The organism is Bhargavaea cecembensis (assembly GCF_000826125.2).
Lineage (GTDB): Bacteria > Bacillota > Bacilli > Bacillales_A > Planococcaceae > Bhargavaea > Bhargavaea cecembensis_B.
This window is the reverse complement of record NZ_LN651373.1, coordinates 1,080,032-1,097,805: the sequence shown is the minus strand read 5'-3', so window position 1 is coordinate 1,097,805 and position 17,774 is coordinate 1,080,032. Positions and strand designations below refer to the sequence as shown.

Here is a 17,774-nt window from a genome sequence, read left to right as displayed (position 1 = left end):
GACGCTCCGGATCGCGTTCCGGAGCTGCGGGAATGTAGTCGTTGATAGAGCAATTATACCATATTCATGCCGGCGGATGCTAAAATGGAAACAAACGCGATGAAAGAGGCTTGACTATGGCATTCGATGGTTTATTTACAATGGCAATGACAGCGGAACTCCGGCAACTGATCGGCGGGCGCATCTCGAAGGTGCAGCAGCCGAACCAGCAGGAGCTCCTCTTTACGGTGAGGGCGGGACGCACGAATCACCGGCTGCTCGTCTCGATCCACCCTTCCTATTCACGGATCCAGCTTACGGACGAGCCGGTCGACAACCCGCCGCAGCCTCCGACGTTCTGCATGTTCCTGCGCAAACACCTGGAAGGCGGCGTCATCACGGGGATCCGGCAGCCTGGCGCGGACCGGATCATCACGATTTCCGTCAGGGGCCGCGATGAGATCGGGGACGACACCGAGCGGGAGATCCATATCGAGATCATGGGGCGGCACAGCAACCTGATCCTGACCGACCCGGCCCGCAACGTGATTCTCGACAGCATGAAACACCTCCCGCCGTCGGTGAACAGCTACCGGACGGTCCTGCCCGGACAGCCGTTCGTCCCGGCACCGCCACAGGACAAATTGGATCCGGCCGGGGCGGCGGACGCCGAACTGCTGGCCGTGCTGGAAGAGGCGGAAACCGTAAATGCCGTCGTGCGCCGGATCGCCGGGTTCTCGCCGCTGAACGCGGCCGAGCTCCTGTTCCGGACTGCCGGTGCGGAGCCGGCGAAGAAGCTGGCCGTGTACCGGTCCTTTATCGGTGATTTCCAAAAGGGCGGCGACTGCCCGAACTTGTGCACGGCGGGCGGGAAGACGTTCTTCTCGGCAAATGAACTGCTGCATCTTTCCGGTGAAGTCCGCCGGTTCCCTTCGCTGTCCACCCTGCTGGACAAGGTTTATCACACGAAGGCGGAACGGGACCGGGTAAAGCAGCAGGCCGGCGACCTGGAGAGATGGCTCCTGAACGAAATCTCCAAACTCCGCAATAAAACAACCAAACTCCGGGCCGAACAGGAGCAGGCCGGCCGTCTGGACCGCCACCAGCTGTTCGGCGAACTCGTCACGGCGAATCTGTACCGGATCGAAAAAGGCGATGCCTCCCTGAGCGCGGTCAATTACTATGACGAAGAAGGCGCGACGGTCGACATCCCGCTCGACCCGCGGCTCACCCCTTCGGAGAACGCCCAGAAATATTATTCCCGTTACAATAAAGCGAAGCATGCGCTCGTGAAGATCGCCGAGCAGCTGAAGCAGACCGAAGAGGACATCGCTTATTTCGAAGGGCTCCTCCAGCAGGTCGTCCAGGCTTCGGCGTCCGACATCGAAGACATCCGCGACGAGCTTGCTGAACTCGGCTACATGAAAGCGCGCAAGGCCGGCAAGCGCAAGAAAGACACGAAGCCCGCTCCCGAGAAGTTCGTGTCTTCAAGCGGCATCCCGATCTCGGTCGGGAAAAACAACAAGCAGAACGACTATCTGACATTCAAGCTCGCCGGCCGCCACGACACATGGCTTCACACGAAGGACATCCCGGGATCACACGTCGTCATCCATTCCCAGGATCCGGACGAGGAAACGATCCGGGAGGCGGCATCGCTCGCCGCCTGGTTCAGCAAGGCCCGGGAATCTTCCTCCGTGCCCGTCGACTACACCGAGGTCCGGCAAGTGAAGAAGCCGAACGGCGCCAAGCCGGGGTTCGTCATTTATTTTGAACAGAAGACCGTGTTTGCGGATCCGGACGAGGATCTTGTGAAGAAGCTGAGGAAGTGAAAAAACGTTCCGCCTCCATATTATTTGGAGCGGAGCGTTTTTTCTTTTGGATCAGTACGGGTCGAGAGCGGTGGATTGCGAGAAGAAGATGAAGGCGTCGTAGCGCCTGCCGACTCTGGACGAGACGAAGTTGCCGTAAGCTTCGAATTCGGGGTTGTAGACGACGCCGATGGCACGGTGGCCGGTCCATTCAGAAAACAGCCCCCGGTTTTCTTCGTTGAACAGGAGAACCAGGTCTTCGCCGACGGCCCCCTGCAGCTGGCCTTCCCACGTCCTGAGCTTTGCGGGCGGGACGGTCATCCGCTCCCACAGGTCCCCCCAGTTTTCCGCGGCGATGACCGTGCCTTCGTATGTCCCGAACCCGACGGCGAATGTCCCGTCTTTTCCGTACCGCTCCCGGATGAGCTGGCCGACGTTGATCATCCCGTCGTTCGCCATGGACGTTTCCGATGCGTCGCCGATATGCGTGTTGTGTTCCCAGACGATGATTTTGGCTTCTTCGCCGTGGTAGTCGAGCAGCTCTCCGATGGCTTCCGTCATGTGGGTGTCTCGGATGTTCCAGGATCCCGCATCGTCCAGCATTATCGTCCGGTAATACGTTTCCGCATTTTTGGCGACGAGCGCGTTCATTTTCAGATCCAGGTCCTGCTCTTCATCGCCGTCGAACTGCTTTTCCCTTGTGCGGATGGACGTGAGCAGGTCACTCACTTCGGAAATGCATTCATCCGTGAAGCGTGCGGTCGACAGGGCGTAGTGCTCGGGCATCCTGTTGTACGGCTCGAAACAAGAGAATGCCTTTCGCGCCAATTCCAGATCGGTCCCGTAGGCGGGATTTTCCTGCAGGAATCCGAGCACTTCATCGATGGATTCATACAGGCTGTACAGATCGATGCCGTAGAACCCGACTTGCCGGCTTTCGGCCCTTTTTTCATTTTCCGCCTTCAGCCACTCCGCGAACCGTCCGACTTCCCGGTTTGCCCACATCCAAGTCGGCCAGCGGCGGAATGAATCCGTGAGCATGTCTTCGGCGGAGCGGATCGGCCCGCGTCCTTTTACGAAACGGTTCACTTCCTGCGCGGACGGCCAGTCCCCTTCGACCGCGATGATCGAGAAGCCTTTTTCTAAGATCAGTCGCTTTGAGAGCTCCGCGCGGGTTGCATAAAATTCGGACGTCCCGTGCGACGCCTCACCAAGCAGCACAACCCGCGCATCCCCGGCCGCTTCCACCAGCCGGTCCATCGACTGTCCGCCGAGCGGCATGGCGTGTTCCCGGATGGCCTTCAACAGCTTTTTTGACACCGCTGTTCACTTCCCTTCACTCCTCAGCTTTCCCGCAAAAGGCGGCCGGAAACCGGAGGGCCGGGAAAACAAAGGCGTACCGGGCCGCGGCGAGGCCGCCGGACGTGCGCTTCATTCATTTCAGCCTTTCACCCGGGAAAGAGTCAGCCCGTCGCCGGTCGGAATCAGGGTGGATTCGAGGCGGAGATGAGCGGCGACTTTTTTGTTGAACGTCCGCATCGTCTCTGTGTACCGCCGTTGTTCCGAATCCGGATCGGCGACACTGCCCCTCGCGAGCACATTGTCCGCGACGATCAGGGCGCCCGGTTTCGCGATGCGGATGCACGCCTCAAGATAATCATGGTAGCTCTCTTTGTCGGCGTCGATGAAAAAGAAGTCAAACCGCTCCCCTTTATCGGCGAGCTCCCGGAGGCTCTCGAGCGCCGGGCCGGTCATATAGCCGACTTGTCCGCCGAACCCCGCCCGCTCCAGGTTCCGCCCGGCCAGCTCCGCGTATTCTTCCTTCAGTTCCAGTGAAGTGAGACGGCCTCCGCTGCCGAATCCGCGCGCGAGACAGATGCCGCTGTAGCCGCCGAGCGCACCGATTTCAAGGATCTTTCGGGCGCCGGAGATCTGCACGAGCATCGTCAGGAGCCTTCCCGAAGACGGCGACACGGAAATGGACGGCATGCCGTTTTTCCGGATGGATTCCCGGACCTCCTCCAGGACCGGGTCATGACCGCCGAACACCTCATCAACATATTCATTGATCTTCTTCATTTTCCGTCCCCTTTCGTCTGCTGCTTTTCCTCAGTTTCATCGAGTATACATTGAAAACGGATTGGATACGAACCGGCCGTATTTGTTGCCGCCCGGCTCCAAAAAAAAAACAGGAGGCCGCCGAATTCGGCATTGCCTCCTGCTGCGCGGGAACCGGTCTTACGACTGCAGTTCGCCTCTTTTCAGTTTTCCGTGCCAGTCGATGAGTGCCGGGAGTTCTCCGCCCGAAATGGCGCCGCTTTCGGCCGCAGCTTCCGCAAGCGCCCCGAAATCTGTCAGGCTGAAATGCGGGAGACCCGCTTCCTGGAAGTTTGCTTCCGCCCGGTCGAGGCCGTATGTGAAGATCGAGGCCACTCCGAGGACGTCGCCCCCCGCTTCCGCAGCGGCTTTGGCAGCGGTCAGGCTGCTGCCGCCTGTCGAGATGAGGTCTTCGATGATGACCGTTTTGGCCCCCTCTTGGATTTCGCCTTCGATCTGGTTTCCGCGTCCGTGGCCTTTCGGCTTCGATCGGATGTAGATCATCGGCAGGTTGAGCTCCTCGCTCACCCAGGCTGCATGGGGAATGCCAGCGGTCGCGGTGCCCGCAATCACTTCGGCATCCGGGAATTGTTTGCGGATCAGCTCCGCGAGCCCTTTTGCGATCGTCCTTCTCACTTCCGGATAAGACATTGTGAGCCGGTTGTCGCAGTAGATCGGCGACTCGATGCCCGATGCCCATGTGAACGGTTCTTCGGGGCTGAAGCGCACCGCGCCGATCGACAGGAGCGCTTCTGCAATTTCTCGTTTGTTCGTCATCTGGACCCATCCTCCCATTGCCGTTTGACTTCTTCATAGGCGCGGACCGGATCATCCGCACGCGTGATCGTCCGGCCGACGACGATATGCGTCGACCCGGCCCTCCGCGCTTCACCCGGAGTGGCGATCCGTTTCTGGTCCTGCACGCCGCTTCCCGCAAGGCGGATTCCCGGCGTCACTTTCAGGAATTCTTCGCCGCATGCTTCCCGGATGGCGGACGCCTCATGGACGGAGCAGACGACGCCGTCGAGGCCGGCCGCCTTCGCGAGCTCCGCATACCGGATGACGGAATCCGCCAGGGAACCTGCAATCCCCTGTTCCCGCTGCATCTGTTCTTCGGCAGTGGAAGTGAGCTGGGTGACGGCGATGAGCTTCGGCCGCCCGGCGCCAGACGGTGTTCCGGCTTCGAGCCCTTCGAGCGCCCGCTCCATCATTTCCCGGCCGCCTGCCGCATGGACGTTCACCATGCCGACGCCGAGACCGGCAAGTCCCTTCATCGCCTGGCCGACCGTGTTCGGGATGTCGTGCAGTTTCAGATCAAGGAAAATATCATGTCCCGCTTCCCGTACCGACTCGACGACCGACGGGCCGTTCTGCAGGTACAGCTCCATTCCAATCTTCACCGACAGCCTGCCGGGAATCTCTTTCAGGAACGCGGACGCCTCTTTTGGAGTCGCGAAATCAAGTGCGATGATCGGTGCATCGGTCATGGTCGGTGGCTCCTTCCGGTCAGCTCCGCAATGTGTCCGATGCCGAGTTCATCCAGCCGTGCCGGCAGCGCATCGATCAGTTTCGGGCAGATGAAATGGTCGACGAAATTGGCGGTCCCAACCGCCACGGCACTTGCGCCGGCAGACATGAAGTCGATGACATCATCCACTTCGGCGATGCCCCCCATCCCGATCACCGGGATCGAGACGGCCTGCGACACTTCGTATACCATGCGCAGGGCGACCGGCTTCACGGCCGGACCGGACAGGCCGCCGGTTCCGTTTGCGATGACCGGGCGTCCCGTCCTCGGATCAAAGCGCATGCCGACGAGCGTATTGATGAGCGTAAGCCCGTCCGCGCCGCCTTCCTCGACCGCCCTTGCGATAGCGGTCACATCCGTGACGTTCGGCGACAGCTTGACGTACACCGGGACCGATGAGACGGCCTTGACCGCCTGCGTCAGTTCCTTGGCGACGAGCGGATCCGTGCCGAATGTGATGCCGCCGCATTTTACGTTCGGGCATGAGATATTCAGCTCGATTGCGTGAACGTTCGGCGATTTTGAAATCCGTTCGCATACCGCCGCGTAGTCTTCCGTTTCGGAACCCGCCACGTTTGCGATGATCGGGACATCATATTGTTCCAGCCAAGGAAGCTCTTCCGTGACAACCTTTTCGAGGCCCGGATTCTGCAGTCCGATCGCATTCAGCATGCCGGACGGCGTTTCCGCGACGCGCGGCGTCGGATTGCCGAACCTCGGCTCGAGCGTCGTGGCTTTCACCATGATCGCGCCGAGCACCGATAGATCGTAAAGCTGTGCATACTCTTTGCCGAACCCGAAACAGCCGCTTGCCGGCATGATCGGGTTTTTCAGCGTGAGTCCAGGCAATTCCACCTGAAGCCTGTTCATAGGTTCACCACCCCCGCCCGGAACACCGGTCCGTCCGAGCATACTTTCACATAGCCTTTTTCATTCGCGTCCGTCTGGCAGACGCAGGCGAAGCAGGCGCCGATGCCGCAGCCCATCCGCTCTTCAAAGCTCAGGTAGCCTTCCGTCCCGGCCATCGCGCCGGAGACGACCTTCAGCATCGGCATCGGGCCGCAGCTGTAATACACACCGAAGTCCATGCCGAGGTCTTTGATGACGTCCGTCACGAAGCCCTGCTCTCCGGCCGAGCCGTCGACGGTCGCAATATGCGTTTCGCCGAGCCGGCTGAATTCCTCTTCGTAGAACACGACGTCCGACGACTGGAAGCCGAGCACATGGACCGGCTCCACTCCGGATTCCTTCAGTTTTTTCGACAGTCCGTAGAGCGGCGGCACGCCGATCCCGCCCCCGACGAGGAGCGCTTTTGATCCGGGCCTTGCCGCTTCAGCCGGAAAGCCGTTGCCGAGCGGTCCGAGCACATCGGCAGACCCGCCGGCACTCTTTTCCGCAAGCAGACGGGTCCCTTTCCCTTCCGCCCGGTAAATCAGCGTCATCGTCCCGGCCTGTTCATCGGTTGATGTGATGCTGATCGGGCGACGGAGCAGCGGATCGAATCCTTCCCCTGCCCGGACATGGACGAAACGGCCCGGTGTCCCGATATCTGAAGTGAGTCCGCCTTCCAGCACGAGTTCGAAAATGTTCCGGGCGATCTCCTTCTGGGAGACGACCGTCATTCTTTCGTTGCGGATCATGCATGTACCTCCCCGGCCGGCATCGCGTCCGCAGAGAAGGTCCTCGACTCGAGCACGCGGAGCACCGCTTTTGCCGTATCGAGCGACGTCATGCACGGAATGCCGTTCTCCACGGTTTCGCGGCGGATCCGGAATCCGTCGCGCTCCGGCTGCTTGCCTTTCGTGAGTGTGTTGATGACGAACTGGGCCTCGCCTTTCTGGATGACGTCGATGAGCGTCTTGCCTTCGCCGCCGATCTTGCCGACCGTCCGCACGCGCAGCCCCGCTTCGCGGATCGCTTCGGCGGTCCCTTCCGTGGCCAGGAGCTGGTAGCCGATGTCGGCGAACCGCGCGGCGATTTCCGCTGCCTCTTCCTTGTCCTTGTCGGCGACCGTCATGAGGACCGTTCCGTGGTTCCGGATTTCCATGCCCGAGGCGACAAGCCCCTTATAAAGGGCTTTTTCAAGTGTCGTGTCCTTGCCCATGACTTCGCCGGTCGATTTCATCTCAGGCCCGAGCGTGATGTCGACCCGTGCGAGCTTCGCGAAGCTGAACACCGGCACTTTCACGTAGACGCCGCCCTCCGCTTCGACGAGACCGGACTCGTATCCCTGTTCCCGGATCGACTGGCCGAGGATCGCCTTCGTGGCGATGTTCGCCATCGGGATTCGCGTGATCTTCGAGAGGAACGGAACCGTCCGGCTCGAGCGCGGGTTCACTTCGATGACATACACTTCGCCGTCCGAAATGACATACTGGATGTTCAGGAGGCCGATGATGTTCAGGCCCTTTGCAAGACGTTCCGTGTAATCGGTGAGCGTGGCGATCTGCCTGGCCGTCAGGCTCTGCGGCGGGTAGACCGCGATCGAGTCGCCCGAGTGGACGCCGGCGCGCTCGATGTGTTCCATGATGCCCGGGATGAGGACCGTCTCGCCGTCCGAGATGGCATCGACTTCGATCTCCTTCCCGGTCAGGTACCGGTCGATGAGGACCGGATGCTCGGGGCTCGCCTCGACGGCATGTTCCATATAGTGAAGGAGCTCTTCTTCGTTGTAGACGATTTCCATCGCGCGGCCGCCGAGCACGTAGGACGGGCGGACGAGTACCGGATAGCCGATGTCCCGTGCGATGATGGCCGCTTCCGGCGCGGAGACCGCCGTCTTCCCGAGCGGCTGCGGAATGTCGATTTCGTGGAGCGTATGCTCGAACTTATCCCGGTTTTCCGCACGGTCGAGGTCCTCAAGCGTTGTACCGAGGATCTTCACGCCGCGGGCTTCCAGTTCCGCCGCCAGGTTGATCGCCGTCTGTCCCCCGAACTGGACGATGACGCCTTCCGGCTGCTCGAGGTCGATGATGTGCATGACATCTTCGATCGTGAGCGGCTCGAAGTAGAGCTTGTCCGAGATCGAAAAGTCGGTGGAAACGGTCTCCGGGTTGTTGTTGATGATGATCGCCTCGTATCCGGCCTGCTGGATCGCCCAGACCGAGTGGACGGTCGCGTAGTCGAATTCGACGCCCTGGCCGATCCGGATCGGTCCGGAACCGAGCACGATGACGCTTTCCTTGTCCGTCTTGAGCGATTCGTTCTCCTCTTCATAAGTGCCGTAGAAGTACGGGGTTTCGGATTCGAATTCGCCGGCGCATGTATCGACCATCTTGTAAACAGGGATCAGCCCCTGTCCGGTGCGCCATTCGTACACGCTGCGCTCATCGGTGTTCCACAGCTCCGCAATCGTCCGGTCGGCAAAGCCCATCCGCTTCGCTTTGCGGGCCGTCGTGCGGTCGAACGGATTGTCGGTGAGCGTCTTCTCAAAGGAGACGATTTTCTCAAGCTTGTTCAGGAAGAAGAAGTCGATTTTGCTCCATTCGTGGATCGTCTCGACCGTGACGCCCCGGCGGAGCGCTTCTCCGATGAAGAACAGCCGCTCGTCGCCCGCACGGCGGATCCGCTTTTCGATCCATTCGGGCGTCAGTTCTTCGCCGTGCTTCAGGTTCAGGTGATAAAGTCCCGTCTCAAGCGAGCGGACGGCCTTCAGGATCGCCTCTTCGAATGTGCGGCCCATCGACATGACCTCGCCGGTCGCCTTCATCTGCGTGCCGAGGTTCCGTTTCGCGCTTTCGAATTTATCGAACGGCCAGCGGGGGATCTTCGCCACGATGTAGTCGATCGTCGGCTCGAAGCAGGCGTATGTCTTGCCGGTGACCGGGTTCAGCATTTCGTCGAGCGTCAGGCCGACGGCGATCTTCGATGCGAGCTTCGCGATCGGGTAGCCGGTCGCCTTCGAAGCGAGCGCGGATGAGCGGCTGACGCGCGGGTTCACTTCGATTGCGTAGAAATCGAAGCTGTCCGTGTCAAGTGCAAGCTGGACGTTGCAGCCGCCTTCGATGCCGAGCGCGCGGATGATGTCGAGCGAGACGTTCCGGAGCATCTGGACTTCCCTGTCGGAGAGCGTCTGGACAGGGGCCACGACGATCGAGTCGCCGGTATGGATGCCGACCGGGTCGAAATTTTCCATGCTGCATACGACGATCGCGTTGTCCGCTGAATCGCGCATCACTTCAAATTCGATCTCTTTGAAGCCCGCGATCGACTTTTCGAGAAGGCACTGGGTGACCGGGCTGTATTTCAGGCCGCTTGCGACGATCTCTTCAAGTTCCTGTTCGTCGTGGCAGATGCCGCCGCCCGTGCCGCCGAGCGTGAATGCGGGGCGGACGATGACCGGGTAGCCGATCTGGGCAACGAACGCCTTCGCTTCCTCGATGTTATGGATGATCTCACTTTCAGGAACCGGCACGTTCAGTTCATTCATGAGCGTCCGGAACAGTTCGCGGTCTTCCGCCTTGTTGATCGCGTCGAGCTTCGTGCCGAGCACTTCGATTCCGAGTTCATCGAGGATGCCGGAGTTATGGAGTTCGATCGCCATGTTCAGGCCCGTCTGCCCGCCGAGCGTCGGAAGGATGGCGTCCGGGCGTTCTTTGCGGATGATGCGGGACACGAACTCGAGGGAGATCGGCTCGATGTAGACCTTGTCCGCAATCTCGGTGTCGGTCATAATCGTCGCCGGGTTCGAGTTGATGAGGATGACCCGGTATCCTTCTTCTTTCAGCGACAGGCAGGCCTGGGTTCCGGCGTAGTCGAATTCTGCTGCCTGGCCGATGACGATCGGGCCGGAACCGATGACGAGGATCGTTTCGATATCTGTACGTTTAGGCATTGGCTTGCTGCTCCTTTCCGTTTTGGCGCTCCATGAGGTCGATGAACCGGTCGAACAGGTGATTGGCGTCTTCCGGTCCCGGGGAAGCTTCCGGGTTGAACTGGACCGAGAACGCCGGATGCAGGCTGTGGGCAAGCCCTTCGACGGTGTTGTCGTTCAGGGCGGTGTGGGTCACGTCCAGACCCGTCCCTTCGAGGGAGTCCCGGTCGACGGCGAATTCGTGGTTCTGGGAAGTGATCTCCGTCCGGTTCGTCGCGTGATCCTTGACCGGGTGGTTGCCGCCGTGATGGCCGAACGTCATTTTATATGTCTTTGCGCCGCAGGCGAGGGCGAGGAGCTGGTGGCCGAGGTTGATGCCGAACACCGGCACTTTGCCGAGCACGCCGCGGATGAATTCCGGCGCCGTCTCGACGTCTTCGGGATTGCCCGGTCCGTTGGAGAGGAGGATGCCGTCCGGATGCCAGGCGAGCACATCTTCGGCGGATGTGTCGTGAGGGACGACGAGCACGTCGCAGCCGCGGTTGTTCAGCTCGCGGAGAATGCCGTGCTTCATGCCGTAGTCCACGACCGCGACCCGCTTGCCGCGGCCCGGGCTCGGATACGGCCGCTTTGTCGACACGGCCTCCACCTGGTTGGTCGGCAGGCCGGAAGCGGCGAGGACGGTGAGCGTCGTCTGGACATCCGCGTCTGCGCCCGCCTCCGTCAGCATCCCTTTCATCGTGCCTTTGTTCCGGATGATGCGGGTGAGCTTGCGCGTGTCGATTTCGGAAATGCCCGGGATGTTCCGTTCCTTCATGTAGGAAGCAAGGTCCTGGTCGCTGCGGAAGTTCGAAGGCTGCGTTGTGATTTCTCGCACCGCGAGCGCGCCGAGGTGGAATTCGACCGACTCCGAATCATCCCGGTTCACTCCGTAGTTCCCGATAAGCGGATAAGTCATGACTGCGATCACGCCGATATTCGACGGGTTCGTCAGCGCCTCCTGATAGCCGCTCATGCCGGTCGTGAAAACAACTTCGCCGACCATCCCGCGGTCCGCTCCGAACGCCTCCCCTTCAAACACCGTGCCGTCTTCAAGAATCAGATATCGTTTCTTCGTCATCATTGTCCCTCCTGCCATACGATTTTGCCGCCGTATACCGTCATCGCCGGCCAGCCTTTGCAGGCGGTGCCGTCGAATGGTGTGTTTTTCCCTTTTGAAGCGAATGCTGCCGGATCGATTTCCCGTTCCGTCTCCAGATCGACGAGGACGAGGTCTGCCGGTTTTCCTTCCGCAATTTCGCCGAATTCAAAGCCGAACACGTCCGCCGGCTTTGTTGTCAGCCAGTCGGTCAGCTGCTTGAGCGTCCACTCGCCGGTTTCGACAAAGCGGGTGTAAAGCAGCGGGAATGCGGTCTCCAGTCCCGTGATGCCGAACGGCGCCTTCTCCATGCCGGCCGCCTTTTCATCGGCCGCATGCGGCGCATGATCCGTCGCGATGACGTCGATCGTGCCATCGAGCAGCCCTTCAAGCAGGGCATCCCGGTCCTCCCTGGAACGGAGCGGCGGGTTCATCTTCCAGTTGGCGTCATTTCCCGGAATGTCATCTTCCGTCAGGAGAAGATGGTGCGGAGTCACTTCCGCCGTCACCCGGATGCCGGCCCGCTTCGCGTCCCGGATCACCCGGACCGATTCCTTCGTGCTCACATGGCAGACATGATAGTGGGCGCCGGCCGCTTCCGCGAGCAGCACGTCGCGTGCAATGTGGACGGATTCCGCGATGGACGGGATTCCCGGAATGCCGAGTTCTTTGTTCCGCTTGCCTTCATGCATCGCGCCGCCGTAGATGAGCGTGTTGTCTTCGCAGTGTGCGACGACCGGCATGCCGATCTCCGCAGCGTCCTGCATCGCCTCGTACATCATGCCGGCCTGCTGGACGCCGACTCCGTCATCGGTGAAGGCGAACGCCCCGTGTTCCTTCAGCGCCTTCATGTCCGTCCGTTCCTTGCCCGCCTCGCGGATGGTGATGGAAGCGTAGGGGAGGACGCGGACGAGCGCCTTTTCTTCGATGAGCCGGTTGACTTTGTCCAGGTTTTCCGCCGTATCCGGCACCGGCCGGGTGTTCGGCATGGCACAGACCGTCGTGAAGCCGCCTTTTGCCGCCGCAAGCGTCCCGGTCTCGATCGTTTCCTTGTGCTCGCCGCCCGGCTCGCGGAGATGGATATGAACGTCGATGAATCCCGGTGCGGCGAACCGTCCGCCGCCGTCGATCATTTCATGCCCTTCTTCACTAATGCCTTGGCCGATCTTTTCGAAACGCCCGTCTTCAATGAGGAGGTCAGTCTCCTTCAGTTCCCCGTTCGGGTCTAGTGTGCGGATATTGCGGATCAATGTGCCCATCTCAATCTCTCCCTTTCAGTATCGTTTCCAGCACGGCCATCCTGACGAACATGCCGTTTTCCACCTGCCTGAAAATTCTTGACCGCGGATCTTCCACGAGCGAGTCCGCGATCTCGACGCCCCGGTTCACCGGAGCCGGATGCATGATGATTGTGCCTTCTTTCATCCGGGCGGCCCGCTCCTCCGTGAGACCGTACCGTTCGTGGTACGCCTCCGCCGAAAAGCTGCCGCTTTCGCCGTGCCGCTCATGCTGCACGCGGAGCAGCATGACCGCGTCGCTGTCTTCGAGCACATCCGACCAGTCGTCGGCCGCCTCGAAATCGCCCCGCCATTCCGGCGGGCACAGATAGCGGACTTCCGCGCCGAGTTTCTCGAGCGCGTCCCGGTCCGACTTGGCGACGCGGCTATGTGCCACGTCCCCGGCGATTGTCACCTTGAGGCCCTCAAGCCCGCCGAACTCTTCCTGCAGCGTATACAGGTCGAGCAGCGACTGGGTCGGATGCTGTCCCGAACCGTCCCCGCCGTTGATGATCGAAACGGACGTCCGGCCTTCAAGCTGTTCGTAGTACCGGTCTTCGGGATGGCGGATGACGAGCGCATCCAGGCCGATCGCCTCGAGCGTCTTCACCGTGTCGTACAGCGTCTCCCCTTTCAGGGCGCTCGAGAATCCGGACTCGAACGGGATCACGGAAAGTCCGAGCTTCCGTTCCGCCATTTCAAAGCTCGTCTTCGTCCTCGTGCTCGGCTCAAAAAACAGGTTGCTGACCGTATGGCCCGGCGGCAGGCCGGAAGCCGATCCTCTCTTGAGCTCGCCGGCGCGCCGGAGCATGTTAAGGATGTCGTCCGTCCCGAGCTGTTTCATCGATAGCAGATGGTTCATGTTTTCCGTCCTCCCTTATGTAAGAAAAGAGCCTTCCCGGGCATGGAAAGGCTCTCCGCCGCGATCGCGCTGCAGCCTGCAGCACGCCCGGCGAGGGGAGGCCTTTCCGCATCTCCCGGATGCAGTTAAAAGGCGGTTCTTTATTCGGCGTCTCCCGCTTCCTTCCCTTCCGGCCGTCCCGGCAGGATCTGGTTGAGCAGGACACCGAGGATGGCGGCGAGCGCCATGCCCTCGATTTTGAACGTCTCGCTGATCTCGATGGCGGCCCCGCCGATCCCCGTCACCAGGATGACGGACGCGATGACGAGGTTGCGCTGGTTGTCGAAGTCGATCCCGTGTTCCACAAGCATCCGGAGGCCGGACGAGGCGATGATCCCGAACAGCAGGATCGAGATGCCTCCGAGCACCGCCTGCGGGATGGTGGAAATGAGCGCCATGAGCTTCCCGAGGAAAGAGAAGAGGATGGCGAACAGCGCCGCCCCGAAGATGACATGCACGCTGAACACCCGAGTGAGTGCAAGCACGCCGATGTTCTCTCCGTACGTCGTCTTCGGCGGGCCGCCGACGAGTCCGCTGAAGAGCGTCCCGAGTCCGTCGCCGAGGAGGGACCGGTTGAGGCCCGGGTCCTTGATGAAGTTCCGGTCGACGATCCGGCCAAGGACGAGCTGGTGGCCGATGTGCTCGGAAATCGTCACGATCGAGATCGGCACCATGACGAGCAGCAGCGTCGGCGTGATGTGGAAGCTGTAGTCGATTCCCGGGATGAGGAATTCCGGAACCTGGAACCAGGCCGCTTCCCTCACCGGGGTGAAATCAATGATGCCGATCGCCGCGGAGTAGATGTAGCCGGCGACGATGCCGATGAGCACCGGCATGAGGCTGATGATGCCCCTGAAGAAGATGATGCAGATGACTGCGGCGGCAAGCGTCACGAGCGCCGCGGAGAAATGCAGGAAGCTGTAAGTGTTCGTCCCGTCCACATCGATCGTGCTCGCCATCTGGACGGCGGTCGGCGCAAGCGCCAGCCCGATGACCATGATGACCGGCCCGACGACGACCGGCGGCAGGATCTTCATGATCCACTTGTAGCCGGTCTTCCAGATGAGCAGCGAGACGAGCCCGTACACGAGGGCGACGAACATGCTGCCGATCATGGCGCTGCCGATCCCGCCGGCTTTCGTCGCCACCTGGATCGGGATGATGAAGGCGAATGAAGACCCGAGGTACGCAGGCACCTTGAACTGGGTCACGAGGATGAAGACGATGGTGGCGATCCCGCTCGTGAGCAACGCAATCGCCGGGCTCAGCCCGACAAGCTGGGGCACGAGGATCGTGGAGCCGAACATCGCAAACATATGTTGGAGGCTGAGTGTCAGCCATTTGCCGCTGGACGGCTTCTCATGGATGTCGAGTGCTGCTTTTGCCATTTCGTCCGGTCTCCTGTCTTTCGTTCAGATTCAGAATTTCTGGATTGAGACGCTGTCCGTCCCGTCGGTTTCGGTCAGTTCCACCGTGATCCGCTCGCCGCTCGAGGTCGGGACATTTTTCCCGACATAGTCCGGCCGGATCGGAAGTTCCCGGTGGCCCCTGTCGACGAGGACCGCGAGCTGGATGCTCGCCGGCCTGCCGATGTCCATGACCGCGTCCAGCGCCGCCCGGACAGTCCGGCCGGTATAGAGCACGTCATCGACGAGGATCACTTTCCGGTCCGTGACATCCTGCTCGATGTCGACCTGCTGGACGAGCGGGGCTTCCATCCCGTCCTTTCGGATGTCGTCGCGGTACAAGGTGATATCGAGCTCCCCCATCTCGATCCGGACGCCCTCGATCTGTTCGATTTTGTCCGCAAGCCGGCTCGCCAGGTGAACGCCCCTCGTCTTGATGCCGACGAGGATGCAGCCTTCAATCCCTTTGTTGTGCTCGATGATTTCGTGGGCGATCCGGGTGACCGCGCGGCCGATCGCTTTTTCATCAAGAAGATTCGTCTTCTGTCCCATTTCCGTTCCTCCCCGCTATGAAATGAAAAAACCCTCCCGCCGGAAGGCAGGAGGGCATACGTGCAGAATTCACCCGCAAGGCCATGCATCCGGCATGGGCTATTGGGATTCCCGTACAACCTTCCCGGCCTCTCCGGACCGACTTAAAGGTTCGTATTTAATTGATTCGCCTTACTATACACCTTCGCCGGCCGGCATGTCAACGGCGCGACCGGAGTTTTTTCAGCAGCTCCGAGAAATCATCCGGGAGCGGCACTTCAAACTCCATATACTCTCCGGTTGCCGGGTGGTCGAATCCGAGCACGCCCGCATGGAGCACCTGGCCGCCGAACGGGATCGTGTTGCGGGGCCCGTATTTCGGATCGCCCGCGAGCGGATGGCCGATATATTTCATATGGACCCGGATCTGGTGCGTCCGGCCCGTCTCCAGACGGCACTCGATGAGCGTGAAGTCGCCGAACCGTTCGAGCACGGTGAAATGAGTGACAGCCTGCTTGCCGCCGTCGATTACCGTCATCTTCTGCCGGTCCTTCGGATCCCGCCCGATCGGCGCGTCGACCGTCCCCTTGTCATGGTCGATGTTTCCGTGGACGAGCGCGGTATACTTTCTCGTCACCGTCTTTTTGGACAGCTGCTCCGCAAGGGATGTGTGCGCCCGGTCATTTTTGGCGACGGCCAGGAGACCCGTCGTGTCCTTGTCAATCCGGTGGACGATCCCGGGGCGCAGAACGCCGTTGATGCCCGACAGGTCGCTGCAATGGTGCATGAGGCCGTTCACGAGCGTACCGGACGCGTGGCCCGCCGCCGGGTGGACGACCATGCCGCGCGGCTTATTGACGACGAGCACGTCCCCGTCTTCGTAGACGATCTCAAGCGAGAGGTCTTCCGGGACGATTTCAAGCGGCTCCGGCTCAGGCACTCCGATCTCCACCCGGTCCCCTTCTTTCAGGACATGGTTCGGCTTCACTTCCTGTCCGTTGACCCGGACGAGCCCGTCCTTGATCCATCCCTGGATCCGGGAACGGGTCCAGTCGGAGTCGAGCGCGGGAAGCGCCTTGTCGATGCGGATACGGTTCTGTTCCGCCGTTACGGTAAATGAATGATTTTCCATTAGGACACCTTTTTCTTCTTCTTTTCTTTGATTTCTTCAAGGAGCATGTGGAGGATCAGCATCGCCACTCCGAACGTGAGCGCCGCATCGGCGATGTTGAAGATCGGGAAATCGTAGCGGATGACCGGAATGAAAACATCGACGAAATCGACGACTTCCCCCATCCGGATCCGGTCGATGAAGTTTCCGAGCGCCCCGCCGAGCAGCAGCATGAGGCTCGCCCGGAACGCCGGCCCGCCTTCCTTGCCGTGCCGGTGGAAGTAATACAGGATTCCGGCGACCACGACGATCGTCACGATGTAGAACAGCCACATATGACCCTGCAGCATGCCCCACGCCGCTCCGCGGTTCCGGTGCGAAAGCAGGCCGAAATACGGATCCAGAACACCGATGCGCTCCCCGACTTCCATATGTTTGACGACAAGCCACTTCGTCCACTGGTCCAGGACGACGACCGCCGCAGCGATGGCATAATAAAAGATAGTCACAGTTTTTCCTCCGTCGATTGGAATCTTACCCATTTTACCATACGGCGGAGAACGGCGCAGAGACTTCGGGAAGACGAGCGGAACTGAGCGGCTGCCAAATGGCGGGCGGAATTGAGAGAGGGGGGAGCGGAACACCGGCGAGTCGGACCGATTCGGTCGTGAGTCGTCCGGATTCGCCCTCGAGTCGTCCGCATTTCGGTCCGAGTCGTCCAGGTTTATTTTTCCATCGTTGAGTCGTCCGCATTCGCCCTCGAGTCGTCCGCATCTGGCTGCGGGTCGTCCAGGTTTATTTTTCCACCGGTGAGTCGTCCGCATTCGCCCTCGAGTCGTCCGCATTTCGGTCCGAGTCGTCCGCATCTGGCCGCGAGTCGTCCAGGTTTATTTTTCCATTGGTGAGTCGTCCGCTTTCGGCCTCGAGTCGTCCGCTTTTCGGTCCGAGCCGTCCGCATCTGGCCGTGAGTCGTCCAGGTTTATTTTTCCATTGGTGAGTCGTCCGGATTCGGCCTCGAGTCGTCCGCTTTTCGACCCGAGTCGTCCGCATCTGGCCGCGAGTCGTCCAGGTTTATTTTTCCATCGGTGAGTCGTCCGCTTTCGGCCTCGAGTCGTCCGCTTTTCGACCCGAGTCGTCCGGATTCGGCCGCGGGTCGTCCAGGTTTATTTTTCCACCGGCGGG

At 60.7% G+C, this 17,774-nt stretch carries 15 protein-coding genes; 1 reads left to right on the top strand and 14 read right to left on the bottom strand.

Annotation, left to right across the window (positions count from 1 at the left end; genetic code table 11):
* Positions 1-116: 116 nt before the first annotated feature.
* Positions 117-1,811: an Rqc2 family fibronectin-binding protein gene (locus tag BN1189_RS10915; RefSeq protein ID WP_040228032.1), complete on the top strand. Its 1,695-nt coding sequence runs from the start codon at positions 117-119 to the stop codon at positions 1,809-1,811.
* 51 nt (positions 1,812-1,862) lie between these two features.
* On the opposite strand, the gene BN1189_RS10910 is transcribed toward BN1189_RS10915, so the two are convergent.
* The 14 genes from BN1189_RS10910 to lspA all read right to left on the bottom strand — a co-directional run bounded on the left by BN1189_RS10910 (position 1,863) and on the right by lspA (position 17,101).
* Positions 1,863-3,110: an erythromycin esterase family protein gene (locus BN1189_RS10910; protein WP_040228030.1), complete on the bottom strand. Its 1,248-nt coding sequence runs from the start codon at positions 3,108-3,110 to the stop codon at positions 1,863-1,865.
* A gap of 120 nt (positions 3,111-3,230) precedes the next feature.
* Positions 3,231-3,869, bottom strand: a complete 639-nt coding sequence (locus BN1189_RS10905) for an O-methyltransferase (protein ID WP_040228029.1) — start codon at positions 3,867-3,869, stop codon at positions 3,231-3,233.
* A 159-nt stretch (positions 3,870-4,028) separates the two neighbouring features.
* Positions 4,029-4,664 carry an orotate phosphoribosyltransferase gene (gene pyrE / locus BN1189_RS10900; protein ID WP_040228027.1) on the bottom strand — a complete coding sequence of 212 codons (636 nt, stop codon included), beginning with the start codon at positions 4,662-4,664 and terminating at the stop codon, positions 4,029-4,031.
* On the bottom strand, positions 4,661-5,374 hold the full coding sequence (pyrF, locus tag BN1189_RS10895; RefSeq protein ID WP_040228026.1) for an orotidine-5'-phosphate decarboxylase: 714 nt from the start codon (positions 5,372-5,374) through the stop codon (positions 4,661-4,663). Before pyrF ends, pyrE begins: the two co-directional genes overlap by 4 nt.
* Entirely contained in the window at positions 5,371-6,285 is a 915-nt protein-coding gene (locus BN1189_RS10890; protein WP_040228025.1) for a dihydroorotate dehydrogenase, read from the bottom strand. The genes pyrF and BN1189_RS10890 overlap by 4 nt, the downstream gene beginning before the upstream one ends.
* Complete coding sequence (locus BN1189_RS10885) at positions 6,282-7,055, bottom strand: dihydroorotate dehydrogenase electron transfer subunit (RefSeq protein ID WP_040228024.1); 774 nt, start codon at positions 7,053-7,055, stop codon at positions 6,282-6,284. Before BN1189_RS10885 ends, BN1189_RS10890 begins: the two co-directional genes overlap by 4 nt.
* Complete coding sequence (carB, locus tag BN1189_RS10880; RefSeq protein WP_040228022.1) at positions 7,052-10,249, bottom strand: carbamoyl-phosphate synthase large subunit; 3,198 nt, start codon at positions 10,247-10,249, stop codon at positions 7,052-7,054. Before carB ends, BN1189_RS10885 begins: the two co-directional genes overlap by 4 nt.
* Entirely contained in the window at positions 10,242-11,348 is a 1,107-nt protein-coding gene (locus BN1189_RS10875) for a carbamoyl phosphate synthase small subunit (RefSeq protein WP_040228020.1), read from the bottom strand. The genes carB and BN1189_RS10875 overlap by 8 nt, the downstream gene beginning before the upstream one ends.
* Positions 11,348-12,625, bottom strand: coding sequence for a dihydroorotase (locus BN1189_RS10870; RefSeq protein WP_040228018.1), 1,278 nt, complete (start codon positions 12,623-12,625; stop codon positions 11,348-11,350). Before BN1189_RS10870 ends, BN1189_RS10875 begins: the two co-directional genes overlap by 1 nt.
* A gap of 1 nt (position 12,626) precedes the next feature.
* The gene (locus BN1189_RS10865; protein ID WP_040228015.1) at positions 12,627-13,505 is read right to left on the bottom strand and encodes an aspartate carbamoyltransferase catalytic subunit; all 879 of its coding nucleotides are present in this window, start codon (positions 13,503-13,505) and stop codon (positions 12,627-12,629) included.
* A 140-nt stretch (positions 13,506-13,645) separates the two neighbouring features.
* Positions 13,646-14,932 (bottom strand): uracil-xanthine permease family protein, encoded by a 1,287-nt coding sequence (locus tag BN1189_RS10860; RefSeq protein WP_040228014.1) that lies wholly within the window; start codon positions 14,930-14,932, stop codon positions 13,646-13,648.
* 30 nt (positions 14,933-14,962) lie between these two features.
* Positions 14,963-15,502 (bottom strand): bifunctional pyr operon transcriptional regulator/uracil phosphoribosyltransferase PyrR, encoded by a 540-nt coding sequence (gene pyrR, locus BN1189_RS10855; protein ID WP_040228013.1) that lies wholly within the window; start codon positions 15,500-15,502, stop codon positions 14,963-14,965.
* A 199-nt stretch (positions 15,503-15,701) separates the two neighbouring features.
* On the bottom strand, positions 15,702-16,613 hold the full coding sequence (locus BN1189_RS10850) for an RluA family pseudouridine synthase (RefSeq protein ID WP_040228012.1): 912 nt from the start codon (positions 16,611-16,613) through the stop codon (positions 15,702-15,704).
* Positions 16,613-17,101 (bottom strand): signal peptidase II, encoded by a 489-nt coding sequence (gene lspA, locus BN1189_RS10845; RefSeq protein WP_373604619.1) that lies wholly within the window; start codon positions 17,099-17,101, stop codon positions 16,613-16,615. The genes BN1189_RS10850 and lspA overlap by 1 nt, the downstream gene beginning before the upstream one ends.
* Between the last annotated feature and the right edge of the window lie 673 nt (positions 17,102-17,774).